Source organism: Paucibacter sp. XJ19-41 (assembly GCF_028462495.1).
Classification (GTDB): Bacteria; Pseudomonadota; Gammaproteobacteria; order Burkholderiales; family Burkholderiaceae_C; genus Roseateles_E.
Genome location: NZ_JAQOWX010000076.1, coordinates 1 through 13,499 on the forward strand (window position 1 = coordinate 1; position 13,499 = coordinate 13,499).

Annotated in this window: 13 protein-coding genes; 1 reads left to right on the plus strand and 12 read right to left on the minus strand. The window is 67.7% G+C overall.

The window, feature by feature from the left end:
• From PO768_RS18570 to PO768_RS18625, 12 genes are all read right to left on the minus strand, one after another.
• Window positions 1–645 (minus strand): DUF2520 domain-containing protein (locus tag PO768_RS18570; protein WP_272647241.1); only part of this gene is annotated, 645 nt, incomplete at its 3' end.
• Window positions 646–677: 32 nt separating this feature from the next.
• Entirely contained in the window at window positions 678–1,586 is a 909-nt protein-coding gene (gene cyoE / locus PO768_RS18575) for a heme o synthase (RefSeq protein ID WP_272647242.1), read from the minus strand.
• Between the two features lies 1 nt (window position 1,587).
• Entirely contained in the window at window positions 1,588–1,893 is a 306-nt protein-coding gene (locus PO768_RS18580) for a cytochrome C oxidase subunit IV family protein (protein ID WP_137941419.1), read from the minus strand.
• Window positions 1,894–1,906: 13 nt separating this feature from the next.
• On the minus strand, window positions 1,907–2,584 hold the full coding sequence (locus tag PO768_RS18585; protein WP_137941418.1) for a heme-copper oxidase subunit III family protein: 678 nt from the start codon (window positions 2,582–2,584) through the stop codon (window positions 1,907–1,909).
• 16 nt (window positions 2,585–2,600) lie between these two features.
• Entirely contained in the window at window positions 2,601–3,167 is a 567-nt protein-coding gene (locus tag PO768_RS18590) for a bb3-type cytochrome oxidase subunit III (RefSeq protein ID WP_137941417.1), read from the minus strand.
• A complete protein-coding gene (ctaD, locus tag PO768_RS18595; RefSeq protein ID WP_272647243.1) occupies window positions 3,164–4,939 on the minus strand; it encodes a cytochrome c oxidase subunit I in 1,776 nt (591 codons plus the stop codon). Before ctaD ends, PO768_RS18590 begins: the two co-directional genes overlap by 4 nt.
• Window positions 4,940–4,950: 11 nt before the next feature.
• Window positions 4,951–6,081 (minus strand): cytochrome c oxidase subunit II, encoded by a 1,131-nt coding sequence (locus tag PO768_RS18600; RefSeq protein WP_272647244.1) that lies wholly within the window; start codon window positions 6,079–6,081, stop codon window positions 4,951–4,953.
• 67 nt (window positions 6,082–6,148) lie between these two features.
• The gene (locus PO768_RS18605) at window positions 6,149–6,661 is read right to left on the minus strand and encodes a hypothetical protein (RefSeq protein ID WP_262971369.1); all 513 of its coding nucleotides are present in this window, start codon (window positions 6,659–6,661) and stop codon (window positions 6,149–6,151) included.
• A 202-nt stretch (window positions 6,662–6,863) separates the two neighbouring features.
• Window positions 6,864–7,676 carry a class I SAM-dependent methyltransferase gene (locus tag PO768_RS18610; protein ID WP_272647245.1) on the minus strand — a complete coding sequence of 271 codons (813 nt, stop codon included), beginning with the start codon at window positions 7,674–7,676 and terminating at the stop codon, window positions 6,864–6,866.
• Between the two features lie 72 nt (window positions 7,677–7,748).
• Entirely contained in the window at window positions 7,749–10,247 is a 2,499-nt protein-coding gene (locus PO768_RS18615; RefSeq protein ID WP_272647246.1) for a branched-chain amino acid ABC transporter ATP-binding protein/permease, read from the minus strand.
• Window positions 10,244–11,122: a branched-chain amino acid ABC transporter permease gene (locus tag PO768_RS18620; protein WP_272647247.1), complete on the minus strand. Its 879-nt coding sequence runs from the start codon at window positions 11,120–11,122 to the stop codon at window positions 10,244–10,246. Before PO768_RS18620 ends, PO768_RS18615 begins: the two co-directional genes overlap by 4 nt.
• A gap of 105 nt (window positions 11,123–11,227) precedes the next feature.
• Window positions 11,228–12,400, minus strand: coding sequence for an ABC transporter substrate-binding protein (locus PO768_RS18625; RefSeq protein ID WP_272647248.1), 1,173 nt, complete (start codon window positions 12,398–12,400; stop codon window positions 11,228–11,230).
• A 175-nt stretch (window positions 12,401–12,575) separates the two neighbouring features.
• Between PO768_RS18625 and PO768_RS18630 the strand changes: the two genes are divergently transcribed.
• Entirely contained in the window at window positions 12,576–13,475 is a 900-nt protein-coding gene (locus PO768_RS18630; protein ID WP_272647249.1) for a polysaccharide deacetylase family protein, read from the plus strand.
• Window positions 13,476–13,499: the final 24 nt, after the last annotated feature.

Genomic DNA, 13,499 nt, shown 5'->3' on the forward strand with positions numbered 1-13,499 from the left:
GGCCAGCGCGCCGGCCAGGCCGCGCGCCTCGGCCGCCGCCAGGGTGCCGCGCGCCAGCGGCAGCAGGGCCGGCAGGGTCAGGTCTTGCGGCAGACCGGCGGCAGCCCAGACCTGGGCGGCCTCGTCCAGCATCGACAGCAAAAAGCTGGCCGCGAAGCTGGCAGCGCCGTGATAGGCGGCGCGGCTGCCCGGCGGCAAGCTCAGCGGCCGCATCCGCAGCAGACTCGCCAGTCGCTGCAGCTCGCCCAGCAGCGGCGACGCAGCCTCGATCGCGACGCAGGAGCCGGCCAGCAGGGCGGCGGACTGCTGCGTGTCGGCCGTGAATATCTGCAGCGGATGGAAGCCGCCGACCGCGGCGCCCGCCGCCGCAGCGGCTTCCAGTGCGGCCAGCTCGGTGGCGCCGCTGCAATGCACGACCGCCTGGCCATGTCGCCACGGCAGGCTGCACGCCAGCGCTGCGATCGCGTCATCGGGCACGGTCAGGAACACCAGATCGGCAGCCAGCGCGGCGGCCGTGTCATCCCTGCGGCCCAGCGGCGCCAGCACGGTCTCGCCAGCGGCTGCCAAGGCCTGGGCCAGGCAGCGGCCGAGACGGCCGGCGCCGATAAAGGCGATGGTGGGAGTAGCGGTCTTGTCGTCTTGCATCGGCCAAGTATGGCCCGAGCCCGGTGCTGGATTCAGCGCAACAAGAAGTGATCGGCCAGCAGCAGTCCGAACAGGCCGAACAGATAGACGATGGAATAGCGGAAGCTGGGCATGGCCAGGCGCTCGTCACGCCGCAGCCGCCAGGACAGCTCGGCATAGCGCGCGCCCAGCAGCACGGCACCGAGCAGATAGAGTGCGCCGCTCATGCCTATCGCCACCGGCAGTAGGCTGACCGCCAGCAGGGCCAGGGTGTAGGCCCAGATACGCCGCGTCGTGTAGGCCACGCCATGCAGCACCGGCAGCATGGGCACGGCGGCGCGCGCATAGTCCTCGCGGCGATGGATGGCCAGGGCCCAGAAGTGCGGCGGGGTCCAGATGAAGATGATCAGAAACAGGGTCAGCGCGCCGGGATCGAGCGCCCCGCTGACGGCGACCCAGCCCAGCAGCGGCGGGGCCGCGCCGGCCGCGCCGCCGATGACGATGTTCTGCGGCGTCGCATGCTTCAGATAGAGGCTGTAGACCACCGCATAGCCCAGCAGCGAGGCCAGGGTCAGCAGCGCGCACAGCAGGTTGGTGGTCAACAGCAGCAGGGCCATGCCGGCCATGCCCAGGGCGAGCGCGAACAGCAGGACCTGGCCGCCGCTGAGCTTGCCGCGCGGCAGCGGGCGGGCGCGGGTGCGGGCCATCAGCGCGTCGATGCGGCGGTCCACCAGATGGTTGATCGCGGCCGCTGCGCCGGCCACCAGGGCGATGCCCAGCGGTGCGCCCAGCCACAAGGTCCAGGGCAGCGGCGTGCGCGCGGCCAGCAGCATGCCCACCAGCACGGTGAACAGCATCAGCGCGACGACGCGCGGCTTGGTCAGCACCAGGTACTCGCGCCACAGGGGCCGGCTGCTCGGCCCGGCCGCCAGCAGCGCGATGTCTTGTGAAGGTACCGACATATCAGCGGAAGAACAGCAGCCGGGTCAGCCAGGTGTACTGGGCCTCGGCATACATCAGCCCGACCAGCACCAGCAGCAGCAGGGGCGGCAAGAGGATGGCGTAGATCAGCGCCAGGCGCTCCCAGGCCATGTGCATGAAGACGGCGATGATCAGACCGGCCTTCAGCGTCATGAAAAGCAGGATCAGGCTCCAGCGCAGCAGCCCTTGCAGATGCATATAGTCCACCGCGTAAGACATGGCGCTGAGCACAAAAAGCAGCAGCCAGATCTTCAGGTACAGGCCTATCGGGTGTTGTTGCGTACTCATCGCGTCACCTCGCTCACCAGAGGTAGAAAAAGGCAAAGATGAAGACCCAGACCAGATCAACGAAGTGCCAGTACAAGCCGGCGATCTCGACGATCTGGTAGTTGCCGCTTTTCTCGTAGTCGCCGCGTCGCACCTTGATGCCGACGATGATCAGATAGATCACGCCGATCGACACATGCAGGCCGTGGAAGCCGGTGATCATGAAGAAGGTGGCGCCGAACTGGGCCGCCCCCATCGGGTTGCCCCAGGGCCGCACGCCCTCCTCGATCAGCTTGCTCCATTCAAACGCCTGCATGCCAACGAAGCAGGCGCCCAGCAACGCGGTCGCGAAGATCAGCAGCGCGGCATTCTTGCGGTCGCGCGCATAGCCTCGCATCACCGCCATCGCCATCGTGCCGCTGCTGGTGATCAGCACGAAAGTCATGATGGCGATCAGCAGCAGGGGCACGTTCGTGCCGCCGACATGCAGGGCGAAGACCTCGCTGGGATTGGGCCAGGGCACGGTGGTGGAGGCCCGCACCGTCATATAGCCGGTCAGGAAACAGCCGAACACAAAGGTGTCGCTGAGCAGGAAGATCCACATCATCGCCTTGCCCCAGGAGACGGCAAAGGCTTCGCGGTCGCCCGAGAAATCGGCCACCAGGCCGCGCCAGCCCTGGGCCTGGCCGCCGGGAACGCTGTGATTGCTCATCGGAACCTCCTTCTCGTCAGCCGCCGCAGATGGCGCGCACCAGGTCCGGGGTCATCAGGCCCAGGGTCGCGAACAGGCCCACCCAGAGCAGCAGCAGGAAATGCCAGAAGCGCGCACACAGCGCGATGCGCCAGCGTGCGCCCGGATCGCGCCAGGCCAGCCACCAGCCGCCCAGACCGCCCAGCACATGCAGGCCGTGCATCGCAGTCAGCAGATACAGAAAGCTCGCCGCCGGGTTGCCGGCCGGCACCACCCGCTCGGCCAGCAACGCCGACCAGGCCCACAGCTGCACCAGCACAAAGCCCAGCGCCAGCAGGCCACCGGCCAGCAGCCAGGGCCGGCTGCCACGGGTACGCAAGGCCAACTCCAGTGCGACACTGCCGGCCAGCAGCAGACTCGTGCTGAGCCAGAACTGCCAGGGCAGCGCCAGCGGATAGCCTTCGGCGCTCTCCAGCCGCATCACATAGGCGGCGAAGAACAGGCCGAACAAGGCGCAGGCCACGCCGATGAAGACCCACAGCGCGATGCTGGCGGCCTGCGGCCGGTCGACCGCGAACTCTTCGACTGGAAAGACTGCGCTCATGCCCGTGCTCCCTTGGCGCCATGCGCCCCGCCCTCATCCTCCTCGACACCGCCCTCGGACAGCGGCGCGTTCTGCGCGATGAAGTCCTGCTTGGCGCCGGGCACGCTATAGGCATAAGCCCAGCGATGTACGACCGGCAGGGCCGGGCCCCAGTTGCCGTGGCGCGGCGGCGTGTCGGGGGTTTGCCATTCCAGCGAGGCCGCACGCCAGGGGTTGGGCTCGGCCTTGCGTCCCTTGAAGGCGCTCCAGATCAGGTTCCAGACATAGACCAGTTGCACCACGCCGACGATGATGGCCACCACGGTGATGAAGACATTGAGCTGGTGGGCCGACTCGGGGAAGGAGTCATAGGGCTTGTAGTCGTAGTAGCGCCGCGGCATGCCCAGCAGCCCCAGATAGTGCATAGGGAAATAGATCAGATAGGTGCCGATGAAGGTGACCCAGAAATGGAAGTGGCCCAGGCGGTCGTCCAGCATGCGGCCGGTGATCTTCGGGTACCAGTGGTAGATCGCGCCGAACACCACCAGCAGCGGCGCCACACCCATCACCATATGGAAGTGAGCGACGACGAAGTAGCTGCCCGACAGCGGGATGTCGACCGAGACATTGCCCAGGAACAGGCCGGTCAGCCCGCCGACGATGAAGGTCGAGATGAAGGCCAGCGCGAACAGCATGGGCACCGACAGATGGATGTCGCCACGCCACAGGGTCAGCAGCCAGTTGTAGACCTTGATCGCGGTGGGCACCGCGATGATCAGTGTGCTGGTGGCGAAGAAGAAGCCGAAGTAGGGATTCATGCCGCTGACGAACATATGGTGGGCCCAGACGATGAAGCTGAGCACGGCGATCGCCAGGATGGCCCAGACCATGGTCCGGTAGCCGAAGATGCATTTGCGCGCATGCACGCTGATCAGGTCGGAGACGATGCCGAAGGCTGGCAGCGCGACGATATAGACCTCCGGGTGGCCAAAGAACCAGAACAGATGCTGGAACAGCAGCGGCGTGCCGCCCTTGTAGTCGCTGACCTGGCCCAGCGAGACCAGGGCCGGCATGAAGAAGCTCGTGCCTATGGTCTTGTCCAGCAGCATCATCAGGCCGCTGACGAACAGGGCCGGAAAAGCCAGCAGGGCCAGAATCGTCGCGGTGAAGATGCCCCAGACGGTCAACGGCATGCGCAGGAGCGTCATGCCACGGCAGCGCGCCTGCAGCACCGTGCTCACATAGTTGAGACCGCCCATGGTCGCGGCGACGATGAAGATCACCAGCGAAACCAGCATCAGGATGATGCCCCAGTCATGACCCGGCGTGCCGGGCAGGATGGCCTGCGGCGGGTAGAGGGTCCAGCCGGCGCCGGTCGGACCGCCGGGCACGAAGAAGCTGGCCATCAGCACGATGACCGACAGCAGATAGACCCAGAAGCTGAGCATGTTCAGATAGGGGAACACCATGTCCCGCGCGCCCACCATCAGCGGGATCAGGTAGTTGCCGAAGCCGCCGAGGAACAGCGCGGTCAGCAGGTACACCACCATGATCATGCCGTGCATCGTGACGAACTGGTAATAGCGCTCGGCATTGATGAAGTCGAAGTAGCCGGGGAAGCCGATCTGCAGGCGCATCAGGTTCGACAGCAGCAGGCCCACCAGACCGACGACGACGGCGGTGCCGCCGTACTGGATCGCGATGACCTTGTGGTCCTGGCTCCAGACGTATTTGGTGAAGAAGCTCTGCGGCTCGTGATGCTGTTCGTGCTCGTCGTGCTGTTCGTCGTGCATGCGCGCCTCCCTCAGTTCTTGACCGGATCCAGCGAGCGGATGTAAGCCACCAGGGCCGTCACCTCCGCCTCGCTGAGTTCCGACTTGGGCATGATGGGCGCAAAGCCCTGCACCACCTTGGCCGCCGGCTCGCGGATCTCGCGTGCCAGCACCGCGTCGTCGATCTTCTCCTTGGAGCCGTCGGCAAAGGCCTCGGTCTTGCCATACAGGCCCTTCCAGCTCGGCCCCACACCAGCACTGCCATCTACCGAATGGCAGGCCACGCAGGCCTTGGCCTTCGCCACGGCCAGGCCCATGGCCAGCGGATCGCTGCTACCGCCATCGACCGTCGCGACCGGGGCCGGCTTGGAGGCGGCGGCAAAGCTGGGCTTGCCCGCCAGCCAGGCCTGGAAGGCCGGCGCCTCCTCGACCACCACCAGGCCGCGCATCGCGGCATGGCCGACCCCGCACAGCTGGGCGCACATGGCCTCGAAGCGGCCGGCCTGGGTCGGTGTGAACCAGAAGGTCGTGACCAGACCCGGCACCATATTCATGCGCGCGCGAAACGGCGGCACATAGAAGTCATGCAGCACATCGTGGGCGCGCAGCAGGATCTTGACCGGCTGGTTCAGCGGCAGATGCAACTCGCTGGCATCGACCAGCGCATCGTCCTGACCCTTGGCATCGTCGGGGTCGAGACCGAAGGGATTGCTGGCCGTGACAAAGCGCGCATCGGTGGCGCCGAGCTGGCCGTCGGCGCCCGGAAAGCGGTAGCGCCATTGCCATTGCGAGCCCAGCACCTCGACCTCCAGCGCATCCTTGGGCGGCGTCACATAGTCGGCATAGACCTTCAGTCCGGGCGCCAGCAGCGCGACGATGCCCACCGTCGTGATCACCGTCAGCCAGCGCTCCAGCTTGTGATTGACCGGCTGATAGGCGACGGTCTCGGTGGCCTTGCTGCCGTGCCGCCTGAAGCGCCAGATCACATAGACCAGGAACAGATTCAGGATCACGAAGAAGATGCCGGTGATCACGAAGGTGATCGTCAGCGTGTCGTCCATCTGCTTCCAGTTGGAAGCCAGCGCCGGCGGGTGCCAGGGATTGATGTAGTGAAACAGCAGCGACGCCAGGACGATGACGGCCAGGGTGATGGCGATGAGCATGCCAGCCTCCTCCTGTTCTTGTCTTCATACGTGGAAGCGGCGCCCGAAAGCGCCGCCGCCAGCCGGGTCAGTCTGCGGCCGCGCCGCGCCGCGACAGCTTCCAGTAGACGCTGGCGGCCACCATGCCGAACACCAGATGCTCGACCAGATAGGCACCGCTGCGCATCTCGGCGACCCAGGGGAAGAGCCGCACCATGCCGTAGAAATTGATGAAGTACAGCGCGATGCCGAACAGGCCGCCGACGATCTCCAGCATCGGCAGGCTGCCTTCGTAATGAAAGCCGGTGACGATGAAGGCGACGATGCAGCCGAACACGATGCCAAGGCCGTAGTGGATCGCCATCGCCGTCGCGACCACGCCGAGATTGAAGGCCTGGGTGGGGCCTTGCAGAAGCTCCGGGCCCAACAGCATCGCGGCCACCTGGTGCGAGGTATGCCAGGGATTGCCGCCCTGCATCAGCGTGGTCCAGAGCAGGTCCATCACCATCGCCACCGCGCCCGCGACCAGACCCGCGACCACGGCCGCCGGCCAGTCCGGCATGCGGCTCTCCCATCGATGCGACTGCGCTTCAAGTTCCATGACCGCCTCCTCAAGGAGTGACAGAAACGAATTGCCTTCAGATCTTTGGGGGCCAGGTGTTGCTATCACAGCCGCATCACTGCGGGGTTTGCTGCGTAGGCGCCATGCCGGATTGCTTTCGTTTATATACCTGTGCGTGCGGCCTCGCAAGCGGGGACAAACCAGCCCGCAGGCAACACCCGGCCCCAGGGCGGCCGGCGGCTCAGGGCTTGACGAACTTGAGCGTCATGCGGTCGCTCTCACCGATCGCCTCGTAGCGCGCCCGGTCCTTGTCCTTGAGCCCATAGCTCGGCGGCAGCGACCAGACCCCACCCTCGTGGTCGGCCGTGTCCCTGGGGTTGGCGTTGATCTCGCTGCTGGCCGCCAGCTTGAAGCCGACGCGCTCGGCCATCCGCACGACATAGGCCTGCTGCACATAGCCGCTGGCGGCCTTCTCGTCCTGCACCCGGTCGGCCGGCAAGCGATGCTCGACCACGCCGAACACGCCGCCGGGCTTCAGGCTGTCGAACACGCTCTGGAACACCGCCTGCGTCCTGGCCTCGCCATGGCTCATCCAGTTGTGCACATTGCGGAAGGTCAGCACCAGATCGGCCGCGCCCGCCGGCGCATAGGCCAGCTTGCCGGCACCGGCGTCGAACACCGTCAGCTGCACCTTGTCATAGACCGCCGGCTGCGCCTGCAGCTTCTGTTTCAGCCGCGCCGCGCTGCGCTGGTAATAGGCCTGCGGCGACGCCGGATCGTCGCCGGCCAGGATCAGCCGGCCGCGCTCGCGCAGATAGGGGGCCAGGATTTCGGTGTACCAGCCGCCGCCGGGGCTCAGCTCGACCACGGTGTCGCTCGCTCGCAGGCCGAAGAAGCTCAGCGTTTCATACGGGTGGCGCCAGACATCGCGCGCCATGAAGGCCGGCGTGCGCTGCGCACCGGCAATGGCGGCCTTCAGCACGTCATCGGCCTGCGCCGGCACGGTGCTGATCAGCGCGGCGGCGGCCAGCCCTATCGAGATCCAAGTCTTCATCGGTATTGTCCTGTGCAACAGTCAAGCGGGTGGCCAGTATGACCGGCCCAGCCCCAGCTGCCGGAAGACACCTCAGGCGCCCAGATAGGCTTTTCGCAGCGCCGGATCGGCCGCCACCTCGGCCGCCGTGCCGGCCAGCACCACCTGCCCGTCCTCGATCACGCAGGCCCGGTCGGCCAGCGCCAGCGCCAGCGCCGCCATCTGGTCCACCAGCACAATCGTCAGCCCCTCCGCGCGCAGCCGCGCCAGCACCGCGAACAGGTCGGCGATGACCTTGGGCGCCAGGCCCAGCGAGGGCTCGTCCAGCAGCAGCACGCGCGGCTTGGCCATCAGACCGCGCGCCACCGCCAGCATCTGCTGCTCGCCGCCCGACAGCAGGCCGGCGCGCTGATGCAGGCGCTCTCTCAAGCGCGGGAAGCGTTCCAGCATCGCTTCGGCGCGCGCCTCCAGCCCCTCGGGATGCAGGAAGCCGCCCAGGCGCAGATTGTCCCGAACGCTCAACTCGGGGAAGACCTGGCGGCCCTCGGGCACCAGCACCAGGCCTCGACGGGCGATGGCCTCGGCGCCCAGATCGGTCAGGTCCTCGCCGGCCAGATGGATACCGCCCTGCACCGGCCGCTGCAGCCCGGCCAGCGCACGCATCAGCGTGGACTTGCCGGCCCCGTTGGCGCCCAGCACGGCCAGCAGCTCGCCCTCGCGCAGCTGCAGCTCGATGCCCTTGAGCACCGGCGCGGCGCCATAGCCGGTGTGCAGCGCGCCGACATGCAGCAGCTCGGTGCCGAGCTGGCATTCATGCGCGGCGACCGGCGCTTCCAGCCTGCCGTCCTCGCCCATGTCATCGCCAAGATAGGCCCGGCGCACCAGCGGATCGGCCTGGATCTCGGCCGGCGTGCCCATCGCCAGGCGCTGGCCGGCATCCAGCACAACGATGTGGTCTGACACGCCCATCACCAGGCTCATATCGTGCTCGACCAGCAGCACGCCGACACCGGCCTCGTCGGCGATGCGGCGCAGCAGCACAGCCAGACGCTGCTTGTCCTCGGCCGAGAGGCCGGCGGCCGGCTCGTCGAGCAGGAGCATGTCGGGATCGGTGGCCAGCGCGCGCGCGATCTCGACGACGCGGCGGTCCACATGGGGCAGATCGGCGGCCGGCAGGTTCGCGTCGCCGACGTAGCCGCAAGCGCCCAGCAAGGCCAGGCTGCGCGCCTGTACCGCCGCCGAGCGCAGGCCGGCCGCGCCGAACAGCCCGCCGAGCCGGCCCCGCAGACAGGCCAAAGCGACGTTATCCAGCACGCTCAGCGAGCCGAACAGCTGGGAGGTCTGGTAGCTGCGCGCCAGGCCGGCGCGCGCCACCGCATGCGCCGGCTGGCCCGCCAGCGCCTTGTCGCCCAGGGCGAAGCCGCCGCTGCTGGGCGTGTAGAAGCCGCTCAGCAGATTCAGCGCCGTGGTCTTGCCGGCGCCGTTCGGGCCGATCAAGGCCGTCACCGCGCCGGGCTGGGCCATAAAGCTCAGCTCATGCACCGCACGCACGCCGCCAAACATCCGGCCCAGGCCTTCTGCGCTCAGGCCTTGGCGCACCCGCGAGACGAGCGGCAAGCTCACGCCGCCGGCCATCAGCGGCGTCTCCGGTCGTTGCCATAGGTGTTGCGACAGGCGCTGCAGCAAACCGGCCACGCCATCCGGCGCCACCCAGAGCACGACCAGCAGCAAGGCGCCGAAGAACAGCAGCCGGTACTCCTCCATGCCGCTCAGGACCTCGGGCAACAGGCCCACGATCAGCGCACCGATCAGCGGGCCGATGGCCGAACCGGCGCCGCCCAGCACGACCACCAGCACGAAGAGGATGGACTGCACGAAGGCAAAGCTGCCCGGCGTCACCATGCCCGCCAGCGGCGCGAACAGGCCACCGGCCAGGCCGGCCAGACCGGCCGAAACCGCAAAGGCCATGACCTTGATCGGCAGCGGCTTCAGGCCGATAGCCTCGGCCGCGGTCTCGCTGTCGCGCACCGCGCGCAGGCCCGCGCCCCAGCGGCCGCGCGCCAGCAGGCAGTAGCCGACGAAGGCCAGGGCCGCCGCGATCAGCGCCAGCATCGCCACCGCGCGCTCGCCCGAGGCCAGGCCGCCCAGGCTGGGGCCGCCATAGCCCATCAGCCCGTTCTGCCCGCCCGTCAGGCCGCGCCATTCGGCGGCCCCATGCTCGACGATGAAGCCGAAGGCGATGGTGATCATCGCCAGGTAAGGCCCCTTGACGCGCAGCGCCGGCAAAGCCAGCAGCGCGCCGGCGGCCGCCGCGACCAGCAGGGCCACCGGCCAGGCAGCCCAGAAGCTCCAGCCGGCCGCGCCGCTCAGGATGGCCACGGCATAGGCGCCGATCGCATAGAAGCCGACGTGCCCGAAGGACACCTGGCCGGACAGGCCGATCAGCACGTTCAGGCCGATGCCCACCAGGGCCAGCAGGGCCACCTGGGCCAGCACGAAGACGTAATAGCCGTTCAGTGTTGTCGCCAGCACCAGTCCGGCGCCCAGCACCGCAAGGCCTGCAATCCAGGGCCAGGTCTTGCCTCCCGTCATACCTTCTTCACTTCCATGCGGCCGAACAGGCCATTGGGTTTGCACGCCAGCACCAGGATGACGAGGGAAAAGCTGATGATCTGCGTGTAGCTGGAGCCCAGGGTGCTGGTGATCAGCGCCTCGCTGATACCGAACAGCAGGCCCGCCGCCATCACGCCCCAGGCGCTGGCTATGCCGCCAAGCATCGCCACCGCGAAGGCCTTCAGCCCGAACAGCGTGCCCATATCGGCATGCACATTGAACAGCGGCGCGATCAGCACGCCGGCCACGCCGGCGAACAGCGTCGACAGCGCGAAGGCCACCGCGATCACGCGCTGGATCGGGATGCCCATCAGCCGCGCCGCGGCCGGGTTCTGCACCACGGCCAGCATCGCGACACCCCAGCGCGTGTGCCGTGCCACCCCATGCAGCGCACCGGCCAGCGCCAGGCCCACCAGCGGGATCAGCAGCTGCAGCGGATAGACGCCCAGGCCCACCGCGCCCAGCTCGATCGGCGTCGTCGCCAGAGGCGAGGGCAGGCTGCGCGGCTCCTTGCCGAAGGCGAACATCACCAGGTTATCCAACACGATGCCCAAAGCCACGGTGGACATCAGCCAGGCGTTCGAACCGCGGCTCGCGAAGGGCCGCACCGCCAGCCGTTCGACCAGCAGGCCGTAGGCCGCGCAGCCTGCCAGCGCCAGCAGCGCCGCCAGCGGCAGGGGCCAGCCGGCACCCTGCGCCAGCGCATAGCAGAGCACGGCCCCCAGCATCATCGAACTGCCCTGGGCAAAGTTGACCGTGCCCGAGACCGCATGGGTGACGTGAAAGCCCAGGGCCATCAAGCCATACATGCTGCCCAGGCCCAGGCCGCTGATCAGCGCGGATAAATGAAGCATCTCGTCCTCGTTGCGGGATTTACCCAGTGGAGCCCGACGATCCGGCTTTGCCGGGCGTACGGGCTCGCCCCCTTGAGGGGGCCGGCGAAGCCGGTAGGGGGTGGGTCAATTCGCGACCGGCAGGATGCGGTTGTCGATGAACTGGGCCCAGACGTAGTCGTTCTCGGTCACGGCGTCATGCACCTGGGCCGTGAAGGGCTTGTCATAGGTCTTGATCAGGCCTTCGTAGCGGCCGATCTTGTAGAAGCCCTGGCGTACCGCGTCGCCGTCGGTCGAGCCGGCCGCCGTGATGGCCAGCGCCGCCAGTTGCATCGCGTCATAGGCATTGGCAACGCCAACCGCCGGGGTCACATCGTCCGGGCCCTTGATGTCGGAATATTTGGCCATCAAGGCCTTCATGACCTTCTCGCCCACCGGGGTCTGCTTGCCGAAGAAGCTGTAGGTCTGCACGAAATGCACGCTCTTCGCGTTCGGGCCGGCCAGCTCGGTGAAGCGGCCGCCGGCAGGGCCCCAGTGCGAGACGATAGGCACCTTCCAGCCCATGCGGTCCAGCGACTTGACGACCTGGGCCGAGGGGCCGACGTTGCCGACCATGAAGAGGCTGTCCGCGCCGGCGGCCTTCAGTCGGCTCAGCTGCGGCACCACGTCCACGTCATTGGCCTCGAACTTCTCGACGCCCACCGCCTTCAGGCCCTTGGCCGCCAGCGCCGCGACCAGACCCTTCTCGTTGCTCTCGCCCCAGGGGTTGTTGACCAGGATCATGCCGGGCTTGCTGGCCTTGAAGGTGGCCTGCGCGTACTGCAGCATCGCCTTGTTGACGATCTCGTCGACGGCCGAGACGCGGAAGGCGAAGTTCGGGTTGGCGCCGTTCTTGGTGATCGGCGTGCCGGCCGCCCAGGGGCCCATGAAAGGCACCTTCTCCTGATTGGCCAGCGGCACCAGGGCCATCGACACCGGCGTGTCCAGGCCGCCGAACAGCACCGCAACTTTCTCCTTGAAGATCAGCTCCCGCGCCGCCACCACACCCTTGGCCGGCGCGCCCTCGTCGTCGCGCCGCACCAGTTCCAGCTTGCGGCCGCCCAGCAGGCCGCCCTTGGCATTGATCTCGTCGATGGCCACCGCCAGACCGCGGGTGATGGCCTCGCCGGCACGCGCCGACTGGCCGGACAAGGCGGTCACCAGGCCGATCTTGATGGGCTCCTGGGCCTGGGCCGGGCCCAGGGCCGCAAGCGCGGCGGCGCAGATCAACAAGGGGCGACGGGATAGCTTGAGGGACATCGGAGGCTCCAGGGGTTGAAGGATGACCGGCGACAACTCGCAAACTCCATGCCATGTCAACATATGGCCTGTTTATTGCAAACAAATAACTTATTAGATTGTCGACAATTCAGAAATCACCGCAGATGCCCCAAACCCGCAACCCCCTCGCGCCACGCCGGTGCATCGCCGCACCATGCTGAACCCTCTGCCCACGCACGGCCGCTTCGACTACCGGCCCATCACGCGGCGCCCGCGCTGGACCTGGCCCGAGGGCCGGCGCCTGGCCGTCTACCTCGGTTTCAATGTCGAGCACTTCGCCTTCGGCGAGGGCCTGGGTGCGGCGCTGGGCCCCGTCAGCCCCGAGCCCGATGTGCTGAACCACAGCTGGCGCGAGTACGGTAACCGGGTCGGCGCCTGGCGCTGCCTGGAGCTGTTCGACGACCTGCAACTGCCCACCGGCGCGCTGATCAATACCGCTCTGTACCAGCACTGCCCCGAGCTGGTGGCCGCCCTGCTGGCGCGCGGCGACGAGCTGATCGGCCATGGCCACACGAACGCCGAGCGCCAGGGCGGCTGGGATGAGGCCCGCGAGGCCGCACTGCTGACCGCCTGCCGTGACGAGATCCAGGCCCGCTCGGGACAGGCAGCCACCGGCTGGCTGTCGCCCTGGATCTCGGAGAGCCGGCTGACGCCCGATCTGCTGGCCGAGGCCGGCTATCGCTACACGCTGAACTGGTGCCACGACGACCAGCCGACCCGGATGCGCACCCGCAGCGGCCGCCCGCTCTGGTCGATTCCCTATCCGCAGGAACTCAACGACATCCCGATGCTGGTGGCGCGGCAGATGGACGCCAAGGACTTCGCTCAGATGATCGTCGACAACGTCGACGAGATGCTGGCGCAGACCGAACGCCATGGCCAGGCCCTGGTGATGGGGATCGCGCTGCACCCCTATCTGGTCGGCCAGCCCTACCGGCTGCGCCATCTGAGGCGGGCACTGGCGCACATTGCCCAGCGGCGCGGCGAGATCTGGCTGTGCACGCCCGGGCAAATCGCCGCGCACATGGAGGCGCTGAAGATTGTCGACATTTAATGGCGACAATCCTGGCACCGCATT